Genomic DNA, 18,840 nt, shown 5'->3' with positions numbered 1-18,840 from the left:
CTCCGCGCCCCGCCCACACCCCGCCCTGGAGCCCGCATGCATGCCGCCACCACCGCCGACCTCGTGTTCACCGGCGGACCGGTCCACACCGTCGACCCGGTGCGCCCCTACGCCACCTCGGTGGCAGTGAGCGGCGGCCGCATCACCGCGGTCGGCCACGACGAGGTCCGCGACCTGATCGGCCCGGCCACCGAGGTCGTCGACCTGCGTGGCCGGCTGCTGGTGCCAGGCTTCCAGGACGCCCACGTCCACCCCGTAGGCGCGGGCGTGGAGATGGGCCAGTGCGACCTGTCCGGTGCCACCGGCCCGGACGCGTACGCGGCCCTGATCCGCGCCTACGCCGACGCCCACCCCGACCGCCCGTGGATCACCGGCGGCGGCTGGTCCATGGAGTCCTTCCCCGCCGGTACCCCTGACCGGCACCTGCTCGACACCCTGGTGCCCGACCGCCCCGTCTACCTGGTCAACCGCGACCACCACGGCGCCTGGACCAACACCCGCGCCCTCGAACTGGCCGGCCTCGACCGCCGAACCCCCGACCCCGCCGACGGCCGGATCGAACGCGAGGCCGACGGCACGCCCGGCGGCATGCTCCAAGAAGGCGCGATGCGCCTGGTCGCCGACCACGTCCCCCCGGTCACCCCCGACGAGCAGCTCGCCGGCCTGCTGCGCGCCCAAGCCGTCCTGCACGGGTACGGCATCACCGCCTGGCAGGACGCCCTGCTCGGCGAGCACGCCTCCACCTCCGACGCCACCCCCGCCTACCGGCGCGCCGCCACCGAGGGCTTGCTGACGGCCCGTGTCCGAGGAGCGCTCTGGTGGGACCGCGCCAAGGGACTCGCCCAGCTACCCGAACTCCTGCACAAGCGCGAGGAATCCACCCTCGGTGGCCTCAACACCCACACCATCAAGATCATGCAGGACGGCATCGCCGAGAACGGCACTGCAGCGATGCTCGCCCCCTACCTGGACGCCTGCGGCTGCGCCACCGGCAACTCCGGTCTGTCCTTCCTCGAACCCGCCGAACTCGCCGAGACCGTCAGCGCCCTCGACGCGGCAGGCTTCCAGGTGCACTTCCACGCCCTCGGCGACCGCGCCGTACGCGAGGCCCTCGACGCGGTCGAGGCCGCGATCGCCGCCAACGGCCGCCGCGACAACCGGCACCACCTGGCCCACCTGCAGGTCATCGACCCCGCCGATGTCCCCCGCTTCCGCGCCCTCGGCGCCACCGCCAACATCCAGGCCCTCTGGGCTGCCCACGAACCCCAGCTGGACGAACTCACCATCCCCTTCCTCGGCCCGGGCCGCGCCGCACGCCAGTACCCGTTCGCGGACCTGGTGCACAGCGGGGCGACCCTCGCCGCGGGCAGCGACTGGCCCGTCTCCAGCCCCGACCCGATCGCCGCCCTCCACACCGCCGTCAACCGCCACCAGCCCGGCTCCGGACGCCCCGTCTTCCTGCCCGGACAGCGCATCCCCCTCACCGCCGCACTCACCGCCTACACCGCGGGCAGCGCCCACGTGAACCACCTCGACGACACCGGCACCATCGCCCCCGGCAAGCTGGCCGACCTCGCCGTCCTCGACCGCGACCTCTTCGCCCGCCCAGCCGAGGAAATCGCCCGGACCCGCGTCTTGCAGACCTTCGTCGGAGGCCACCGCGTCCATCACGCCTTCGATGCCTGACCACCGAGGAGCCAGTCATGCCCGCCACCGTCCACGTCCTCACCGCCGGCTACGCCGAGGAGCGTGTCGCCAGTACCGTCACTCTGCTGCGCGACGGCGCCACCACCGTCGTCGTCGACCCCGGAATGGTCGCCGACCGCCGATCGATCCTGGACCCGCTCGCCGCCCTCGGCCTCACCGCCGAACAGATCACCGACGTGATCTTCAGCCACCACCACCTCGACCACACCCTCAACGCGGCTCTCTTCCCCCGCGCTCGCTTCCACGACCACATGGCGATCTACCAGGACGACACCTGGTACGACCGCGACGCCGACGGATTCGCGATCAGCGAGCACATCCGCCTGCTGCGCACCCCCGGTCACACCCCCGAGGACATCACCACACTGGCCCACACCGACCAAGGCCTGGTCGCTCTCACCCACTTGTGGTGGCAGGCCGACGGCCCTCTCCAGGATCCCTTCGCCCACGACCCCGCCCTACTGGCGGCCTCCAGGCGCGCTCTCCTCGCCCTCGCCCCCGCGCTGATCGTCCCCGGTCACGGGCACCCGTTCGTCCCCACCGAGCAGACCCCTGTCTGACGTCCGGTTCAGATGTCGATCTGTCCGCCCGTGGCACCGACGTCTCCTGGCCGGGAGCTTCTGCCGGCGGGGCGGACCGTCCGGGTCGGTGAGGTGTGCTCAGGCGGGCCAGGTGCCGGTGAGCCGGTGGGTGGCGGCGGCGCCGCCGCGGTCGACCGCTGCCTTGACCAGGGCGAAGACCGCACCGTGCAGCGCGGCCGCGGTCAGCACCTCCTTCCAGGTCTGCTCGGGGTCGGTGGGGGACGGCGCGTCGTCCTCGTGGCCGAGGACCGCCCACAGGCGCCGGAAGAGCGCGCCGGCGGCGACTCCGGCGAGCGCGCCGAAGAGCAGCCCGAGGGGCTTGTAGAGGATCTTGATCATGACGGCCTCCGGGGTGTGGTGCTGGGAGTAACGGACATTGCCCCGCCTGTCCGGTAGGCCGGTCACCAATCCTTTTCCTTCCGGCGCCCAAGCCCGCCGACCGCGCGCGGTGGGCGGCCCGCACAGCCGCCGCGCCGGCGCCGCTTCCAGCCGCGCGATCACCGCTCGCCTGCGCCCGGCGGGATCAGGTGCCTTCGCGCCCGTCCCCGTGCCCCGAAGGCCGTGAACCTCCGGTCTCATCCGGCGGGGTCCGCCATGATCCGGCCCGGGCAGCCGGCGCACCGTGGGGCGGGACGGGGGGCTTTCGGCGCTCGAGGCGGCGTGCGCCCCACACGAACGCGCCGATCAGCAGCGCGCCCACCGCCACGGCGATGAGCACCGCGAGCAGGGGCATGCCCTTGGAACTTGCCGCAAGCGGCAGAACAGCGTTCACCGTCTCCTCCGTTTCGGTATGCCGCGTCCCCGCCGACCGCCGGCTCACGGCCGTGCGGACGTGCTGGTCGCGGCGAAGGGGTGCTGACGGGAGTAGCCCTACCAGCGGTACCCGTGGCCCCGGCCGCCCGTGCCGCTGGTACCGCGCGCGACGAAGCCGAGCAGCCAGACCACCAGCACCACGACCGCCATGCACCACAGGGCCTTGAGTGCGAAACCGGCGCGTTTGCCTTGACGCGGCTCGTCTGCCCCGCGCGGTGCCCCTTATGCACCGATCACACGTCGGCTGCGGTGCGTCCCGTGTCCGGAGCGAGGACCTGGGTGCTGACGGTGTGGTGCCAGTCGCTCAGGAGCCGCGCCTGGTCCCGGGCCCGCTCGGCCAGGCGTTCCAGCTCGGCCTCGTGCAGCTGCGGCTCCTGGCCCGCGATGGCCAGGAGAGCCCGCCAGAGGGCGGCTTTGCCTTCGACACCGGTGCGCAGGGTTTCCAGTTCGACCAGGTCGGACAGGGGTGCTCGGCGAACGAGGGTTCCGTTGGGCTTGAGGCGGCCTGCCCTCTCCGCGGCCAGGCCCAGCCAGGTGCGGTAGCGGTGGACGGGCACGCCGAGGCGCTCCATGATCCGCAGCAGCGCATCGCGGTCCTGGGCGATGTCGTCGGCCAGCTCCCGTAGTGCGCCGGCCCGGCTGCTCTCCAGGTGGGCGCCGGCCATGCGGCGGGCCAGTGCCGCGCCCGCGACGGCTCCGGTGAGGTGGTCGTTGAGGTAGACGGCGATGGGCCGCCCCCGGGGTGACGGAGACATTTCTGCCCTCCGTGCTGGCGGTGGCGCACCGGTCGAGGGTCGCCCTTCATGGTTGGCGGTGCGGATCGGCGCCGCGCTCCATGGCGTCCTCGACCGTGTCGCGGCGGCGATGTGGACGGTGCCGACCGGTCGGCCGTCCTGCGGCGCGGGCCCCGCCTGCCGCTGAGGGGCGTCAGGCGGTGGCGCTGGGGACCTTCAGCGGGTCGCGGGTGGCCGTCCTCCTCGCCTCCTGCAGCTGCTCGCCGAGCTCGACCAGGCGGTTGCGCCCCATGGCCTTGCGGACCTCGGGGAACCACTCCTTCTCCTCCTCCTCGACGTGGTGGCGCACGTTCTCCATCAGCACCGTCATCTTCGCGTCGAACCGCTCGTCCTTCGCGTCCAGACCGGCGAGTTCGGAAAGCATCCACACCACCACGTGGTGCTCCTCCACGCTCTCCAGCACGTGGTCCTTCGTGTCGGGGGCGGCCGCGCGGGCGGCCGGGTAGAAGACCTGCTCCTCGATGACCGCGTGGACGGTCAGCTCCTCGATCACCTGGTCGGCGATCCGGCGCTTCTCCGCGTACGCCTCCTCGCCGGCCTTCTCGAACTCCTTGAACAGCTTCTCCACCGTCTTGTGGTCGTCCTTGAGCAGCACGATCGCGTCCACGCCGGGTTCCTCCTGTTCCGCACACGTTCGGGACGCACGTTCGGCTACCCCGCCTCGTCCACCTCACGCCGCCGCACCGGAGCAACCACCCGCATGCCCCAGCGGCCGGGCCGCCCCCTTGACATCGCTACCTCGAATCGCACCGAGATCTTCATCAGCCTGCTGAAGGCTGACCGCGGAGGGCTCGGAAGCGCGACGGCGGTTGCGGAGCACGGGGTAGCTGCCGGGCGTGATGACCCTGGGTGTGGAGGAGGAGGAGTACCCTCCTGCTCGACCGGCCACCGCCGTGCACCGAGCGGCAGGCCTCCAGGACGCGATAGCTGCCGACGAGGTCCAGCGCGAGCTGCTCCAGGCCCAGGTGGAACGAGAAACCGCTGACCGCGGACACCGCCGGGGCCCGCGAACTGCTCAAGGAGGCCGAGGCCACGGGCGTCGGGGTGGGCGGAGCACCCGACACCTTCCTCGGCGCCGGTCTGCAGAGCGCGCTGCGGCTGATCCGCTCCGGCGCGATCGGTGTGCCGCTGACCGCGCTCAGCCTGATGCAGATCCCCGGCCCCGAGTCGTGGCACCCCGCCCCCGAGTTCCTCTACCAGGCGGGCGGCGGGCCGCTGTTCGACATGGGTCCGTACTACCTGACCGCCCTGGTCGCGGCCTCCGGCCCGGTTCGCCGGGTCAGCGTCGTCGGCTCCCGCTCCCGGGACCGCCGCACCATCGGGTCGGGCCCCCGGGCGGGCACCGAGTTCGAGGTGACGGTGCCGACCCACGCTCGGCGCTGCTGGAGTTCGCGGACGGCGGCTCGGCCACCGCGGTCTTCAGCTTCGAGTCCCCGCAGCTGCGGCTCGGGTTCGTACAACACCGTCCGCCCCCACGAGGCACTCGCCAGGAACCGCCGACCCGCTCGTCCCCAACTCTCCCGAACCCGAAAACCTGCCAACTGCTCGATGCGGGACACGATCCGAACTGCCGACCTTGTGGATTCACGCCTGCTGACGGCATCTGGCATGCGAGTTGCCTCGGCCGATATGCTGAGCATCGCTCCTTTTGACAGGGGCATGCACGGACATGAGCACTTCCCGACCGTTGATTCATCGACCAGGAAGGTTCAGCCCCATGCGACTCCCTCTGGCAGCCCTGCGGCTTGCCGCCGCCGCTGTCACCGCGGCCGCCCTGTTGGCCCCCACCTCCGCGTCCGCCACCACGAGGACCCCCAACGACGCCTGGGTCCCTTGCAAGTACGGCATGACGTCCAACATGTACTGGGCCCCCGGCCAGAGTCTCCCTTACGGGGTCCGTTGGTGCGTGGGCCAGTACCAGCTCGCCATGCAGAACGACGGCAACCTGGTGATCTACGACGTCAACGGCTCGGGGCTGTGGAGCACGCAGACCTGGGGACACCCCGGCGCGGACGCCATCATGCAGAACGACGGCAACCTCGTCGTACAGCAGAACAACCAGCCCCTGTGGAACTCCGGGACGGGCGGCAACACCGGTGCGTACTACTACCTGTGCTTCCAGCTCGACGGCAATCTGGTGATCTACGCTCCGGTGCCGGGTACGGGGCCGTGCAAGGGTGCGCCCCGCTGGAACAGCAACACCTGACCGGTCCGTGCCTCTTGGCGGCGGCGCTGCCGTGCCGCCGCCTCGGGCGCGGCGCGGTCCGAGAGCTACCCCGAGGCCGCCCGCCGCATCTTCGCGGCCGGCCCGGCCGCACCGGCCACAGCGGCCGCCGCACCCGCGTCCCGCCGCGCACTGGCGGGGGCCGCTCCGGCCCCCGCCGAGCCGCTCCGACCGCCCCGCCGCCGGCTGCTCCTGCCCGGGCAGACGGTCGCCACCCCCGACGCCGCGGGATGCCGCAAGGACCAGACCCGTGCATGCGCGGCGGCACGGGACACTCCAGCCTCCGCGGACACGGTGGTGGGGCTGGTAGGCAGAATCAGCAGCCGTGGTCGCCGGACAGCCAGTTGACGAACTGGTTGCCGTTGAGGTCGTTCTCCGCGACGAACTCGTGGACGCACACGCCGACCCCGTTGACCCGCACCGGGCCGGCGTAGGTGCTGAAGGAACCGTAGTCGTGGCCGCCGCTGACCCCGGCGGAGTTGATGATCGAGAGGTTGGTCCACGTCTTGGTGCCCGCATACTCGGTCTTCACGAAGACGGAGCAGTTGTCGGTGCCGTCCCAGTAGTCGTAGAGCCAGCCTGCCTCCCCTCCGTTCATGTCGGTGACCTCGGCGGACCAGACCAGATTGCCCGCGCAGCCGTAGCCGCCGGCATGGGCCGCCGGTGCTGTCACCGCGCTGCCCAGTGTCGTGAGGGCCAGGACGGACAGGACGGATATTGCCTTGGACCTACGCATGGTCAGCCGCCATTCAGAAGGGAGGAGTTGGAACATTCGGCGGCAAGATCATAAACGGGCGCTCGGCGCCTCGACGCGGGAAGCCCGGCCGCCCGGGGCCGCACGACCGGCCGCGAGCCCCCCACCCTGCGGTCTTCGCCCGCAGTCTCGGCGGCACCGTACTGCCGCGGGCAGCCACGGACGGAGGTCTGGAGATCGAGCTTACGGTGGCCATGACCTGCCCCGGCCACCGCTGGAGAGCCGCCGACGGCGGAGAGCACGTGCCGCGGCGACGACGGCATCCCGCTCACCGCCAACGGCGTCCTGGCCGGCGTCCAGACCGGCCGGCGCGCAGGCCGGAGACGGTCCTGACCGGGTCCGGGAGCCGTCCGGGCGTATCGTCGCCACCCGGTTGGCCAGCGGCCAGCGGGCGGCCTCGGTCTGGTGGCGCACCACCTCGCGTGGCGTGCCGCGCTCTTACACCTTCGCGACCAAGGCTGTCCGCGTCGGGCCAGGTCGTAGCGCCGGCGCGAGGCCGCGTCCACGAGCGCCCGGTGGGCGGTGGTGGGCAGGGTGCTGACGGGCAGTCCGGCTCCGGGCAGGTCGGAGCGGACGCGGAGGTGGGTGAGCGACACGTGCCGTCCTTCGAGGGCGGCGGTGCTGCGGGTGCGGGACGGTCGGGGCGAGGCGGTGGGGTTGGGCTTCCTGGTCGCTCCGGACCTGGCGTTGACCTGTGCGCACGTGGTGTCGGCGGCCCTCGGGCTGCGGCCGCAGGAGCGGCCGGCGACTGCCGCCCGGCTGGAGGTGGATCTGCCGTTGCGGGCTGTCGCCGATGCGAACGGTGCGGGCGTGGCCGCGAGCGTCGAACGCTGGCTGCCGGCCCGGGAGGCCGGCGGCGGGGACGTGGCGGTGCTGCGGTTGGAGGCCCCGCTGCCCGGTGGCCGGCCGGTGCGGCTGATCGAGGCGGAGGAGGTCTGGGAGCACCCCGTCCGCGCCTTCGGTTTCCCGGCCGGCCGGCCGGGTGGGGTCTGGCACGCGGGTGTGCTGCGGGCGGAGCAGGCCCACGGGTGGGTGCAGGCCGATCTCGCGGGGCTTGAGTGGTGGCCCGGCCTGGGACGAGCAACTCGTCGGCGTGATCGGCATGATGGCGGTCGCCGAATCGGGTCAGCCACCGGTCAGCTTGGTCCAATCGCCCGCACTCCCGGCGGCGGTGCCGCGCGGCGCCGCCCTCACCGGGCCGCGCGGCTGCTCAGTGGGTTCAGCTGCCGTAGACCTCGAACGACCACAGGGAGTAGCCGTAGCCGGTGGCGCGCTGGGTCCCGTACATCCGGACGTAACGGCCCGTGCCGGACAGCCCGGTGAGGTCCTGGACGCCGCCGGTGCCGGTGGTGGTGGAGTAGACCGTGGTCCAGGCGGTGCCGTCCGGTGAGGTCTGGATCTGGAAGGCGGTCGCGTAGGCGGCTTCCCAGGCGAGTTTGACCTCGTTGACGGTGTGGCTGGCTCCCAGGTCGACCTGGAGCCACTGCGGGTCGCTGAAGGCGCTGGACCAGCGGGTGGCGGGGTTGCCGTCCGTGGCCAGGGCGGCGGTGTCATTGGTGCCGGACTGGACCGAGGAGGCGGTGGTGGGGTGGCCGAGCGCGAGGTCGGTGCCGGTGACGTTCCAGGTGAACGAGGCGGTGCCGTAGGCGCCGGTGGTGTCGGTGACGGTCACCAGGACGGTCGAGGCGCCGTTGCCGCTGGGCGTTCCGGTGATCAGGCCGGTGGTGCTGTTCAAGGTGAGCCCCGAGGGCAGGCCGCTCGCCGAGTAGCGCAGGGTCTGCCCGGTGGCGGAGTCGGTCGCGTGGACCTGCACCGGGCTGATCGCCGTGCCGGCCGAGGCGTTCTGCGGGCCGGGGGAGGTGACCGTGACGGTGTTCGCGCTGCTGCCGCCGGTCGCGGTGAGGCCCAGGAGCTGACCGGAGGCGGGGCGGGTGTCGCCGGTGGTGCCGTGGTTGTCCCAGGACCGCTGGGGGGCGGTGGCCACGGCGGCGGTGGCCCGTGCGTCCAGGCTCAGCGCCAGACCGCTGTAGCGGTTGACCAGGCGCAGCCCGCCGGTCGCGGCCTGCACCGACCACTGCTGACCGACACTTGAGGTGCCGCCCAGGGTGGTCGGCGTGACGGGGGCGCCCCAGGCGCGCCCCGCGTTCCCGCCGGCGTTGACGCCGAGTGCCTGCCCGCTCGCCGCGTTGACGATCGTGTAGAAGCCGTCACCGGTGGAGCGGAAGGACCAGTTCTGCGCGGAGGATCCGTCCGCGCCGGCGGCGGCGAGCAGCGATGTGCCGTTCTGGGCCAGGACCTGGCCGTTGCCCGCGGCGATGCGGTAGGTGATCCCGGCGGTGACCGGTGCGGCCGGCAGGTTCGTCGAACTCGCGGGGTCGATGGTGATGTTGCTGTACTCGGCGGTGTCGGTCGAGCAGTAGTAGGCGCAGTAGGAGCGGAAGGTGCGGCCGACGACGGTGGAGCTGGTGAGGTTGGCGGGGTCCAGCATCCACCGGTACCAGGCGCCGTTCGGATCGCCGGTGACCAGGCCCAGGTCGGTCCACTTCTGCGTTGCCAGGCTGTCGGTGGCGTAGAAGTGCAGGGGCGTGAGTGTGCCGTCGGCCTGCGCGACGTTGTTCTGCGGGGTGCCGATGTACTTGCCCAGGTAGGCGTCCCAGGCGACGTTCATGACGGCGAGCTGCGAGTTGTCCGGCATCGTCCCGGCCGAGACCTGGGCGGCGACCGTGCCGGTGTTCGCGGGAGCGTAGTCGCCGCCGGCGGAGAGGTACCCCTGGCCCCCGCCGTCGGCGGGGATGATGTCGCTCTCCTTGCCGCCCGTGCCCGGCTGGGACCAGGCGCCGTCGTACCACTTCTGCCAGCTGGAGCCGGCCATCTTGCCGGAGATCGGGGCTCGGGCGACATGCTGGAGCCAGACGGTGCCGCCGGCGGACTTGTCCAGGACGCGGGTGGCGTAGAAGGCGTAGAAGTAGCCGCTCGCGTAGTCGACGAAGAGCCGCTGGTCGCCGTCGCCGTAGTAGTAGGTGGAGCCGGGGAACTGGGTGGTGTCGCCGCGTCTGGTGCTGTAGGGCGAGGTGGCGACGTGGCCCATGACGGTCCAGGTGTGGCCCTGGTCGGTGGAGACCGCGTAGTCGATGGCGTCGTAGTGCAGGCCGTCGCCGAAGGGCTGCGGGGTGAACTCGTTGTGGACCAGGCCGTACCAGTTGCCGGTGTCGGGGTCGACCCAGACACCGCTCAGGTCGCAGTAGTTGCGCTCGGCGTAGCCGGAGCCCGAGGGCGCGTTGGTGGCCGCGACCCCCGTGGGGCTGTTGTTGCAGAAGGTCGTGGTGTCCTTGTTGGTGCCGTAGCCGCTGATGGCGGCGGTGGTCGCGGTGTCGAAGTTGCTGCCGGTGTAGAAGTCCCACTGGCGGCTGTCCTTCGCTCCGTAGAGGGAGTGGGAGGACTGGTAGTAGAACTGGCCGTTCTTGTCGGTGAAGACGTCGGCTGGTGTGTCGTCGGGGTTGGCGAAGTTCACCGCCGCCCCGGAGGACAGGACGTAGCCGGGAGCGGGCGCCGTGCCGGCACCCCAGACCTGCGCGTACCGGGACGGGTCGCACGGGGCGAGTCCGATTCCGGCGCCGTCCGTGACCGCGCCCTGGACAGCGAGGCATTTGCCGGAGTCGGCGCTGTAGATCGTGCCGTCGGGCAGGTACGCGAAGTGCTGGTCCGCCTCGGAGGAGTTGCAGGTCCACAGCGCGACCAGCGCGCCGGTGGCGTGCGAACCGGCGATGACCCGAAGGCACTTGCCCAGCGTGGACAAGGTCCCGTCGCCGTTCCAGTTCCAGTTCTGCCCGCTCGCGCCGTCACAGCCCAGCATCTGCACGGCGTTCCCGTCCGCAGTCCCGGCTCCCGCGTCGTCCAGACACCGCCCGCCCAGCGTGACGGTCCCCGCGCCGGAGGCGGCCCGGTGCACGCCGGAGGCGGCGCCGGCAGGCGCGGCGCCCGGCCATCCCAGAGCCGTGCAGACCAGGGCCACACCGAGGGCTTTCCGCAGTCGTCCAAGGGGTGGCTTCGCAGAAGCATTCATGCCGGTCTCCCAGTTGACGCCAACGCATCCAATTAGTTCAAGTAGGATCTGAACTAATTGACATGACGTCAAGACCCGTGGCCGTGAAACCTCTTGGGCTCAGCGGTTCGTGCAGCCGGAGGGCGACCGTCGCGACGGCCGTGCCCGGCCGGCGGTGGACTGCCGACCGGGCGGCCCTGGACTGTGTGGTTCAACGGTTGCGGGGCGCGAAGAGCTCTGGCGGGTGAACGCATCCGCCAGAGCGTTCCCCGGCTCGGCCTTCTCGTGGGGTTCGGCCGCGCTGCCTTCTAGCGGAGATCCCCCGGGTCGCGGTAGACGGCGTCCAGGGCCAGGCAGGCGCCGCCGCGTGCGGGGGCGGTGAAGCCCAGCGTGGAGGGCAGCACCTCGCAGCCGCCCGCGTCGGGGGCCATGACCCGTCGGGCGACGCCTTCTCGCACGGGTGTCAGCAGGTGGTCGGCGAAGGCGGCGAACCAGCCGCCCAGCACCACCGCCCGCGGGTTGAGCACGTCGGCCAGCAGGGCCACTCCGAGTGCCAGGTCGTCGGCGATCCGGGCCAGCGCGGAGACGGTCCGGGGATCGCCCGCGTCGGCCCGTCGGCGCAGGTCCACGAGCCGGGACTCCACGTCCAGGGACGGGTCGTGCACGGGGTCCTCGGGGTCGGCGGCGAGGCTCAGCAGTGCGCCGAGGCCGACCATCGTCTCCCAGCAGCCGCGGCGTCCGCAGGCGCAGGGGAGGCCGCCGGGGGAGAGCGGCATGTGGCCGATCTCCCCGGCGAAGCCGCCGGCGCCGCGGTGGAGCTGGCCGCCGATGATGATGCCGCCGCCGACTCCCGTCTCGCCGGTGACGTAGATCAGGTCGTGGATGTCGGAGGCGGCGGCGACCAGGTACTCGGCGAGGGCGCCGAGCTTGGCGTCGTTCTCCAGAAGCAGGGCGGGGGCCTGCGGGCCGAGCCTGTGCCGCAGTTCGTCGATTGCGCGGACCCGGGTCCAGCCGATGTTGGGCGCGTAGCCGACGACACCGGTGGCCGTGTCGACGTTCCCCGGTGCGGCAAGGACGGCTCCGACAAGGTGGCCGCGTTCTCGCACCGACTCCGCGGCCTCCCGGATCAGCTGCGCCGTCTGGTCCAGGACGAGCCGCACCCCAGCGGCGCGCACGTCGAGAGCGATCCGTCGCTCGAAGGTGACGGAGCCGCGCAGGTCGAGGATGACGGCCGCCAGGTAGTCGACGTTGATCTCGATGCCGAGCCCGTACACCGTTGTGCCGTCGAGCTCGACCGGCAGGCCGGGGCGGCCCACGGAGCCGTCCCGCTCCGAGTCGCCCTCGCGGATCAGGCCGAGCTCGATCAGCTCGGCCACCAGGCTGGTGATGGTGGGCCGGGGCAGGCCGGTCTCGTCGGCGATCTTCGCGCGTGAGCGCGGGCCGCCGTCCCGGAGCAGCCGGAGCACCAGGGCCAGGTTCGTCCTCCGGATGGAAGCCCGGTCACTCGGCTTCACGTTCACGTCCGCCTCCGCTCGCAGCACGTTGGTGCAGCCGTCGGGCTGTCGAGCCCGGTAGCGGGTATTGACAGCGCCTCAATTATTTCTGATCCTACTTTAACTAATAGGAGGGAGCGCCAGGCAAGACCCTCCACCTTCACTTGCGTCATCAGGGAGAACCCACGTGAGAGGCCGTCATCTCGCCATCGCCATATCCTCCGGAGTCGTTCTCACCCTCGGAGCCCTCACCGGGTGCGGCTCGTCGTCCGGCAGCGGCAGCGACCCTGCCACGGCCGGCTCGGTGAAGCTGGACTTCTGGGGCTGGGCCCCCGGCTACGAGCAGTCCGTCACCCTGTGGAACGAGTCGCACCCGAACGCGCAGGTCACCTTCGACAAGATCCCGTCCGGCTCCAAGGGCGGCTACACCAAGATGCTGACGGCCGCCCAGGCCGGCAACGCGCCGTGTCTGGGCATGGTCGGCTACGAGACGATGCCCAGCTTCGCCGCCGCAGGCGCTCTGATGGACGTCACCTCGTACATGGCCCCGGCCCGGTCCCGGTTCGCCGCCTGGACCTGGGGTCAGGTCACCATCGGCGGCAAGACCTTCGGCGCGCCGGTCGACACCGCCCCGATGGCGCTGCTCTACCGCAAGGACCTGTTCGCCAAGTACGGCATCGCCAAGCCCCCGGCCACCTGGGACGAGTACGCCGCCGACGCGGCCAAGGTGCACGCCGCCGACCCGAGCGTCTACCTCGGCGACTTCGGCAACGACTCCTACAACTACGCGGGCCTGGCCTGGCAGGCCGGCGCCGCCTGGTTCGGCGCCAGTGGCGGCGCCTGGCAGGTGGACATCAACAGCGCCGCCAACCAGAAGGTCGCCGGCTACTGGCAGGGCCTGCTGGACGCGAAGCTGCTCAAGACCGACCCCAGCTTCGACCCGAGCCTGTACGCCGACATGGCCTCGGGCAAGATCCTCTCGGACGTCAACGCGGTGTGGGACACCCCCATCCTCGCCTCCAGCGTCCAGGGCGGCAGCGGCAAGTGGGCGGTCGCCCCGATGCCGGTCTGGGACGCGGCCAAGCCCGTCTACGGCAACGACGGCGGCTCGGCCACCGTCGTCCTCAAGGGATGCGCGCACCCCAAGGAGGCCGCCGAGTTCGCCACCTGGATGAGCACCGACCCGGACAGCCTCGGCAACCTGATCAAGGTCACCGGTATCTATCCCGCCGCCACCGCGGGCCTGGCCAACCCAGCGCTCACCCAGCCCGACCCCTTCTACAGCGGCCAGGTCATCTTCGACGTCTTCAAGGCCGAGACCCCGCAGATCGACACCTCCTGGACCTGGGGCCCCACCATGACCCAGACCTCCACCGACCTCGGCGACGGCCTCGGCACCAGCGGCAAGGGCTCCACCAAGCTCCCCGACGTGCTCACCACCGTGCAGACCAAGACCGTCGCCCAGCTCAGGCAGCAGGGGATGAGCGTCTCGGGATGACCGCCATGCGCCCCACACAGCGGCGGGCTCGCACCGCCGCCGCGTTCCTCCTGCCCTTCGCCGTGCTCTTCGCGCTCTGCTACCTGGCCCCGATCGGCTGGACCGTCTACCAGAGCCTGTTCAAGCCGCACCGCGACGGCCTCGGCCTGACCCCGCCCACCCAGACCTTCGCCGGGCTCGCCAACTACGCCGACGCGCTGCACGACGCCGACTTCCGCGGCTCACTGCTGCGGGTGCTGCTGATCGGCGTCGTCCAGGTGCCGCTGATGCTGGGTCTGGCCCTGCTGCTCGCGCTGCTGCTGGACGCCCGCTCCACCCTGTTCAAGCGCTTCTTCCGCCTCGCGTTCTTCCTGCCCTACGCGCTGCCCGGCGTCGTCGGCGCGCTGATGTGGTCCTACCTGGTCGCACCCGGGCTCAGTCCGATCACCGCCGCCGCGCACACCCTGGGCCTGCACCTGGACCTCACCTCGGACGCCATGCTCGCCCCCACCGTCGGCAACATGCTCACCTGGGCCTGGACCGGTTACAACATGCTCATCATCCACTCCGCGCTCCAGGCCATCCCGCCCGAGCTCGCCGAGGCCGCCCGGATGGACGGCTGCTCCGCCTGGCGCATCGCCTGGCACGTCAAGGTGCCCATCGTCCGCCCCGCGCTCGTGCTGACCACCGTCTTCTCCATCATCGGCACCGCCCAGCTCTACAACGAGCCGGCCGTGCTCCAGCACGTCGCGCCCAATCTCTCCTCCAGCTACACCCCGATCTTCGCCGCGTACCACGCGGTCGACGACAACAACTTCGGCTACGCCGCCACCGAGTCGGTGATCCTCGCGCTGCTCGCCTTCGTGCTCTCCTTCGGCTTCCTGCGCCTGGTCCAGCGGAAGGGAGCCGCCCTATGAGCACCATCGGCACCGTCCCGCAGGGGCGCGGCGGACGCTGGGTCACCCTCGCCGTACTCGGCACAGCCTCCGTCTACTTCCTGGCCCCGGTCTGGTGGCTCCTTGTCTCCACCACCAAGACCAACTCCGACCTCTTCGCCACCGGCGGCTTCTGGTTCGGCGGGCGCTTCGTCCTGCCGGACAACCTGCGCCAGGTCTTCGACCGCCAGGGCGGCATCTACACCACCTGGCTGGCCAACACCGCCCTGTACGCACTCGGCGGCGCCGCCGTCTCCACCGCGGTCTCCGCCCTGGCCGGCTACGCTCTGGCCAAATACGCCTTCCGCGGCCGGGAACTGGCCGGCAACATCGTGCTCGCCGCGGTCCTGGTCCCCCAGCCACTGCTGGCCATCCCGCTCTACCTGCTCTTCTCGCCGATCCACCTGGTCAACACCTACTGGGGCGTCCTGATCCCCAGCATGGTCAGCCCCTTCGGCGTCTACCTCGCCCGCATCTACGCCGCCGCCTCCGTCCCCGACGAACTGCTCGAGGCCGGACGTGTCGACGGCGCGGGCGAGGTGCGGATCTTCGGCACGATCGCGGTGCGGCTGATGTCGCCCGCACTGGTGACGGTCTTCCTCTTCCAGTTCGTCGCGATCTGGTCCAACTACCTGCTGCCCGCCCTGATGCTGGCCGACGACCGGCTCCAGCCGGTCACCGTCGGCCTGGTCGGCTGGCAGGCCCAGCGCGGCATCGGGGACGCCGTGCCGTTCAACGTCGTGATCACCGCCGCCGCCGTCTCGGTCGTGCCGCTGGTCGTGATGTTCCTTTCGCTGCAACGGTACTGGCGCTCCGGCCTGGTCGCGGGGAGCGTCAGATGAGGGGAGTGGCATGCCCGCCCGCTACCACCTGAGGTTCCAGATCCACGCCGGCCCCGCCCCGACCCGGGTCGCCGCCGACGCGACGGAGCTCGCGGGCGTCTGCGCCGAAGCCGGCGTGAGCGAGGTGGTGCTGCTCACCGGCGCCGAGGAGGCCTTCGCCGGCCACCCGACCGGCCCCGCCGAGGACGCCTGGTTCGAGGCCGCCGCCACCGCGCGGCAGATCCTGGCCGACGCCGGGCTCGCGGTCAGCCTCAACCCCTGGGTCACCGTCGGCCACGCGGACCGGGGCCGTCACGGCACCCTGGACAGGCTCGGATTCGCCCCCATGGTCTCGCCCACCGGGCAGGTCGCCGCCGCCCAGGCCTCCTTCGCCTGCCCGCAGTGGCGCGCCTGGCTGCTCGCCCACTACGGGCGCTTCGCCGAACTGGGCTTCCGGGTGCTGTGGCTGGAGGACGACTTCCGCTACCACAACCACGCCCCGCTCGAGTGGGGCGGCGGCTTCGAACCCCTCATGCTGGACCGCTTCGCCGCGCTGAGCGGGCAGGCCGTGGGCCGCGCCGAACTGGTCGCCGCCGTCACCGCCCCCGGCCCGCCGCACCCCTGGCGCGCCCAGCTGCAACAGGTCTGGCGCGACGCGCAAGTGGAGGTCGCCGCCGCCCTCGCCGCCGAGGTCGCACTCCGCTCCGGCGGACGCAGCACGCTGGGCCTGATGAGCTCCGGCCTGGACGCCCACTCGGTCGAGGGCCGCGACTGGCCCGCCCTCTTCGACGCCCTCGCGATCCGCGGACGCGTCGCCCACCGCCCGCACTTCGCCCCCTACAGCGACACCCCGGGCCGGGAACTCTCCCGCCAGCTCTGGTCCTTGGAGCTGCAGCGGGCGCTGCGCCCGGGCGCCGCGCGGAGTGAGCCCGAGATCGAGAACTGGCCGCACACCGCCTGGTCCAAATCCGACACCCAGACCTGGTCCGAACTGGCCGCCGCCCAACTCGCCGGCTCGCACGCGCTGCTGCTCAACCTGCACCCCATGAACACCCGCCGCGCCGCCCGCCACCCGCAGGTCACCGCCCTGCTGCGGCGCTCCCGCCCCGCGCTCGACTGGCTCGCCGACCGCTACGGCGACCAGGCCGCCACCACCGCCGGCGTCGGCCTCGCCGTCCGCCCCGACGCCGCCACCCACGCGCACAGCACGAGGGCGACCCTGACCGCCCTGGCCGCCGCGGCCGACCCGGCCCCAGTCGCCGACTGGCTGCTGCGCTACGGCGTCCCCGTCACCGCCGACCCCGCCGCGCCCGTCCAGGCCCTCTTCGGGCAGCACGCCCACGCATTCACCGACGACCGACTGCGCGCGCTGCTCGGCGAAGGCCTGCTGCTGGACGGCACCGCCGCCGAAATCCTGGTCCGCCGCGGCCACGGCCCCCTCATCGGTCTGACCGACGCCGTCCTGGTCAGCCGCGAGCAGTCCGACGGTGACCAGGTCTACGCCGAGGAGCACGTCCTGGACGGCGGCGTGCCGCTCAGTGTGAACGTCCAGCCGGCGCTCGCCCGGCTCGCCCCGGCGCCCGGCGCGCAGGTGTGGACCGAGATCCGGACGCCGGACGGCCTGCCGTGGGGCCCAGGCCGGACGGCGTTCACCAACCCGCTCGGCGGCCGGGCCGCCGTGCTGGCCGCGACCGCGCTCGAGCTGCTGCCCTGTGACGACACCGGGCAACGCCTGCTGCACCGCGCCGTCCGTTACGCCGAGGGCGAGCGCCCGGCGCTGCCGCTGGTCACCGGCGGCCCGCTGCTGATCCCACACCTGTCCCACACGGACGGCGCCACCCGGCTCGCCATCGCCAACGGCAGCGCCGACCCCGCACGGGTACGACTGCGGCTCCCACACGCTGCGCCGACCGACCCAGAGGCGACGCTGCTGGCTCCACTGACTGCACCCACACCGGTAGAGCTGCGGCGTCATGGCGCTGAACTCGCCTTGGCAGCATCGCTTCCGCACAGAGGGTGGCTGGTCGTCGAATGGTGACGTGTCCGAGCCTGCGCCTTGAGTGATCATCTTCAGTCGGCCGCTGCCGAGTTCTTCCAGCAGGGAGTGGAAGACGTCGTCGGGAACTCGGCGGCGGACCATGTTCACCGGCAGGAGCGCGATGTCCCGGGCCAGCAGGGACGGCAGATCGACGCTCAGGGTGGTACCGGCGACGTAGCCGACCAGGACGGCACGGCCACCGTGCCGCATCACGTTCGGGAAGGTGGGTACCGTGTCGCCGCCCACGGTGTCCATCAGGACATCGATGCCTCCCTCGGCATCGGCATCGGCATTGGCTGCGGCCAGCGCGTCGGGACCGCGGCCGATCAGGATCTCGGGTGCCGCGCCGAGCACCGCGGCGGCCGCTTCCTCCTCACTGCGGACAGCGGCCAGGACGTGGGCGCCGGCACGTGCGGCGAGCTGGACTGCCATGGAGCCCACCCCGCCGGAGGCTCCCGTCACCAGGACACGGTGGCCCGGGCGGACGCGGCCGATCGGGTCGACGGCGGCCCAGGCGTTGGTCATGGGCGAGTGGCAGGTGGCGGCCAGGGCCGCCCCGACGCTCTCCGGCACACCACGCACTCCTGTGAGGGGAACGGCGATCAGCTCGGCCCGGGTCCCCGGACGCTCCAGACCGACGTCCGTGCCCCGGGCCAGGACACGTCGGCCCGCAAACCCCTCCTCTCCGCCGACGACCCTGCCGACTCCCGCCGTACCGGGGGTGAAGGGAAGCGCGGGTCGATGGGCGAAGGTTCCGGAAGTCAAGGTGAGGTCCACGTGGGTGACGGCAGCGGCCTCCATCTGAGCATCGGTCAACCGGTGGCGTCGGGCCCTATTTCCGCGGACCGGCATGGCTCGGATTCCACCCGGAGCCGCCCAGGGGAGCCAGCGTGCAGAGCAGGAGCGGAGACAAGGTCGCGGCCACCCGATGGTGCGCGCCGGCGGCGTCGGGACGGTCCGCTGGCCGGTGGCCCGGCGGGCTCGCTTCGCGGCGCCACGGGCCGAGGAGAGGAGGGGCGAGGGGGAGGGCGGCCGGGCGGGCGGTCGGCTTCCGCAGGCGCAGGCAGCTTCGGCCTGCGCCTGGGTCAAGGTCCCGGCGAGCTGCTCGCCGTCCAGTGCCTGGGCGGTCGGGCGACGGGCTTCGGGGAAGGTGGCCGCCTT

The 18,840-nt window shown here is 72.1% G+C and carries 14 protein-coding genes and 3 pseudogenes; 9 read left to right on the top strand and 8 right to left on the bottom strand.

Features of this window, described 5'->3' with window-relative positions; all coding sequences use genetic code 11:
* The first annotated feature begins 36 nt into the window (after window positions 1-36).
* Window positions 37-1,686, top strand: coding sequence for an amidohydrolase (locus CFP65_RS00165; protein WP_104814162.1), 1,650 nt, complete (start codon window positions 37-39; stop codon window positions 1,684-1,686).
* A 17-nt stretch (window positions 1,687-1,703) separates the two neighbouring features.
* Entirely contained in the window at window positions 1,704-2,267 is a 564-nt protein-coding gene (locus CFP65_RS00160) for an MBL fold metallo-hydrolase (RefSeq protein WP_104814161.1), read from the top strand.
* 99 nt (window positions 2,268-2,366) lie between these two features.
* Here CFP65_RS00160 and CFP65_RS00155 read toward each other — a convergent pair whose 3' ends face one another.
* The 4 genes and pseudogenes from CFP65_RS00155 to CFP65_RS00135 all read right to left on the bottom strand — a co-directional run bounded on the left by CFP65_RS00155 (window position 2,367) and on the right by CFP65_RS00135 (window position 4,502).
* Entirely contained in the window at window positions 2,367-2,627 is a 261-nt protein-coding gene (locus CFP65_RS00155; protein WP_104814160.1) for a DUF4235 domain-containing protein, read from the bottom strand.
* Window positions 2,628-3,158: 531 nt separating this feature from the next.
* A pseudogene (locus CFP65_RS00145) lies at window positions 3,159-3,281 on the bottom strand (hydrophobic protein); the annotation flags it as partial.
* Between the two features lie 53 nt (window positions 3,282-3,334).
* On the bottom strand, window positions 3,335-3,856 hold the full coding sequence (locus CFP65_RS38585) for a hypothetical protein (RefSeq protein ID WP_158701941.1): 522 nt from the start codon (window positions 3,854-3,856) through the stop codon (window positions 3,335-3,337).
* A gap of 172 nt (window positions 3,857-4,028) precedes the next feature.
* Entirely contained in the window at window positions 4,029-4,502 is a 474-nt protein-coding gene (locus CFP65_RS00135; protein WP_104814159.1) for a hemerythrin domain-containing protein, read from the bottom strand.
* A 437-nt stretch (window positions 4,503-4,939) separates the two neighbouring features.
* Between CFP65_RS00135 and CFP65_RS42360 the strand changes: the two are divergent.
* Together CFP65_RS42360 and CFP65_RS00125 are read left to right on the top strand one after the other, a co-directional pair.
* Window positions 4,940-5,146 (top strand): annotated as a pseudogene (locus CFP65_RS42360) (gfo/Idh/MocA family oxidoreductase); the annotation flags it as partial.
* A 466-nt stretch (window positions 5,147-5,612) separates the two neighbouring features.
* Window positions 5,613-6,101, top strand: coding sequence for a hypothetical protein (locus tag CFP65_RS00125; RefSeq protein WP_158701940.1), 489 nt, complete (start codon window positions 5,613-5,615; stop codon window positions 6,099-6,101).
* Between the two features lie 334 nt (window positions 6,102-6,435).
* On the opposite strand, the gene CFP65_RS00120 is transcribed toward CFP65_RS00125, so the two are convergent.
* A complete protein-coding gene (locus tag CFP65_RS00120; RefSeq protein WP_158701939.1) occupies window positions 6,436-6,855 on the bottom strand; it encodes a hypothetical protein in 420 nt (139 codons plus the stop codon).
* Window positions 6,856-7,395: 540 nt separating this feature from the next.
* On the opposite strand from CFP65_RS00120, the gene CFP65_RS42355 reads away from it, so the two are divergent.
* Window positions 7,396-8,196 carry a serine protease gene (locus CFP65_RS42355; protein ID WP_104814155.1) on the top strand — a complete coding sequence of 267 codons (801 nt, stop codon included), beginning with the start codon at window positions 7,396-7,398 and terminating at the stop codon, window positions 8,194-8,196.
* Here the strand turns inward: CFP65_RS42355 and CFP65_RS00110 are convergent.
* Window positions 8,093-10,936, bottom strand: a complete 2,844-nt coding sequence (locus CFP65_RS00110; protein WP_104814154.1) for a ricin-type beta-trefoil lectin domain protein — start codon at window positions 10,934-10,936, stop codon at window positions 8,093-8,095. The two genes, CFP65_RS42355 and CFP65_RS00110, sit on opposite strands and share 104 nt — an antisense overlap.
* 287 nt (window positions 10,937-11,223) lie before the next feature.
* Complete coding sequence (locus tag CFP65_RS00105; protein ID WP_217368113.1) at window positions 11,224-12,435, bottom strand: ROK family transcriptional regulator; 1,212 nt, start codon at window positions 12,433-12,435, stop codon at window positions 11,224-11,226.
* 160 nt (window positions 12,436-12,595) lie between these two features.
* On the opposite strand from CFP65_RS00105, the gene CFP65_RS00100 reads away from it, so the two are divergent.
* The 4 genes from CFP65_RS00100 to CFP65_RS00085 are packed head-to-tail and all read left to right on the top strand — an operon-like array spanning window position 12,596 to window position 17,679.
* The gene (locus CFP65_RS00100) at window positions 12,596-13,906 is read left to right on the top strand and encodes a sugar ABC transporter substrate-binding protein (protein ID WP_254552129.1); all 1,311 of its coding nucleotides are present in this window, start codon (window positions 12,596-12,598) and stop codon (window positions 13,904-13,906) included.
* A gap of 5 nt (window positions 13,907-13,911) precedes the next feature.
* Window positions 13,912-14,802 (top strand): carbohydrate ABC transporter permease, encoded by an 891-nt coding sequence (locus CFP65_RS00095; protein ID WP_104820523.1) that lies wholly within the window; start codon window positions 13,912-13,914, stop codon window positions 14,800-14,802.
* The gene (locus CFP65_RS00090; RefSeq protein WP_104814153.1) at window positions 14,799-15,662 is read left to right on the top strand and encodes a carbohydrate ABC transporter permease; all 864 of its coding nucleotides are present in this window, start codon (window positions 14,799-14,801) and stop codon (window positions 15,660-15,662) included. The genes CFP65_RS00095 and CFP65_RS00090 overlap by 4 nt, the downstream gene beginning before the upstream one ends.
* Window positions 15,663-15,672: 10 nt before the next feature.
* Window positions 15,673-17,679: a hypothetical protein gene (locus CFP65_RS00085; RefSeq protein ID WP_104814152.1), complete on the top strand. Its 2,007-nt coding sequence runs from the start codon at window positions 15,673-15,675 to the stop codon at window positions 17,677-17,679.
* A gap of 105 nt (window positions 17,680-17,784) precedes the next feature.
* Here CFP65_RS00085 and CFP65_RS42350 read toward each other — a convergent pair.
* A pseudogene (locus CFP65_RS42350) lies at window positions 17,785-18,111 on the bottom strand (zinc-binding dehydrogenase); the annotation flags it as partial.
* Window positions 18,112-18,840: the final 729 nt, after the last annotated feature.

Origin of the sequence: Kitasatospora sp. MMS16-BH015 (assembly GCF_002943525.1) — a bacterium.
Classification (GTDB): Bacteria; Actinomycetota; Actinomycetes; order Streptomycetales; family Streptomycetaceae; genus Kitasatospora.
Note: the sequence above shows the minus strand (reverse complement) of the source record. Positions and strands in the feature narration are given on the sequence as shown.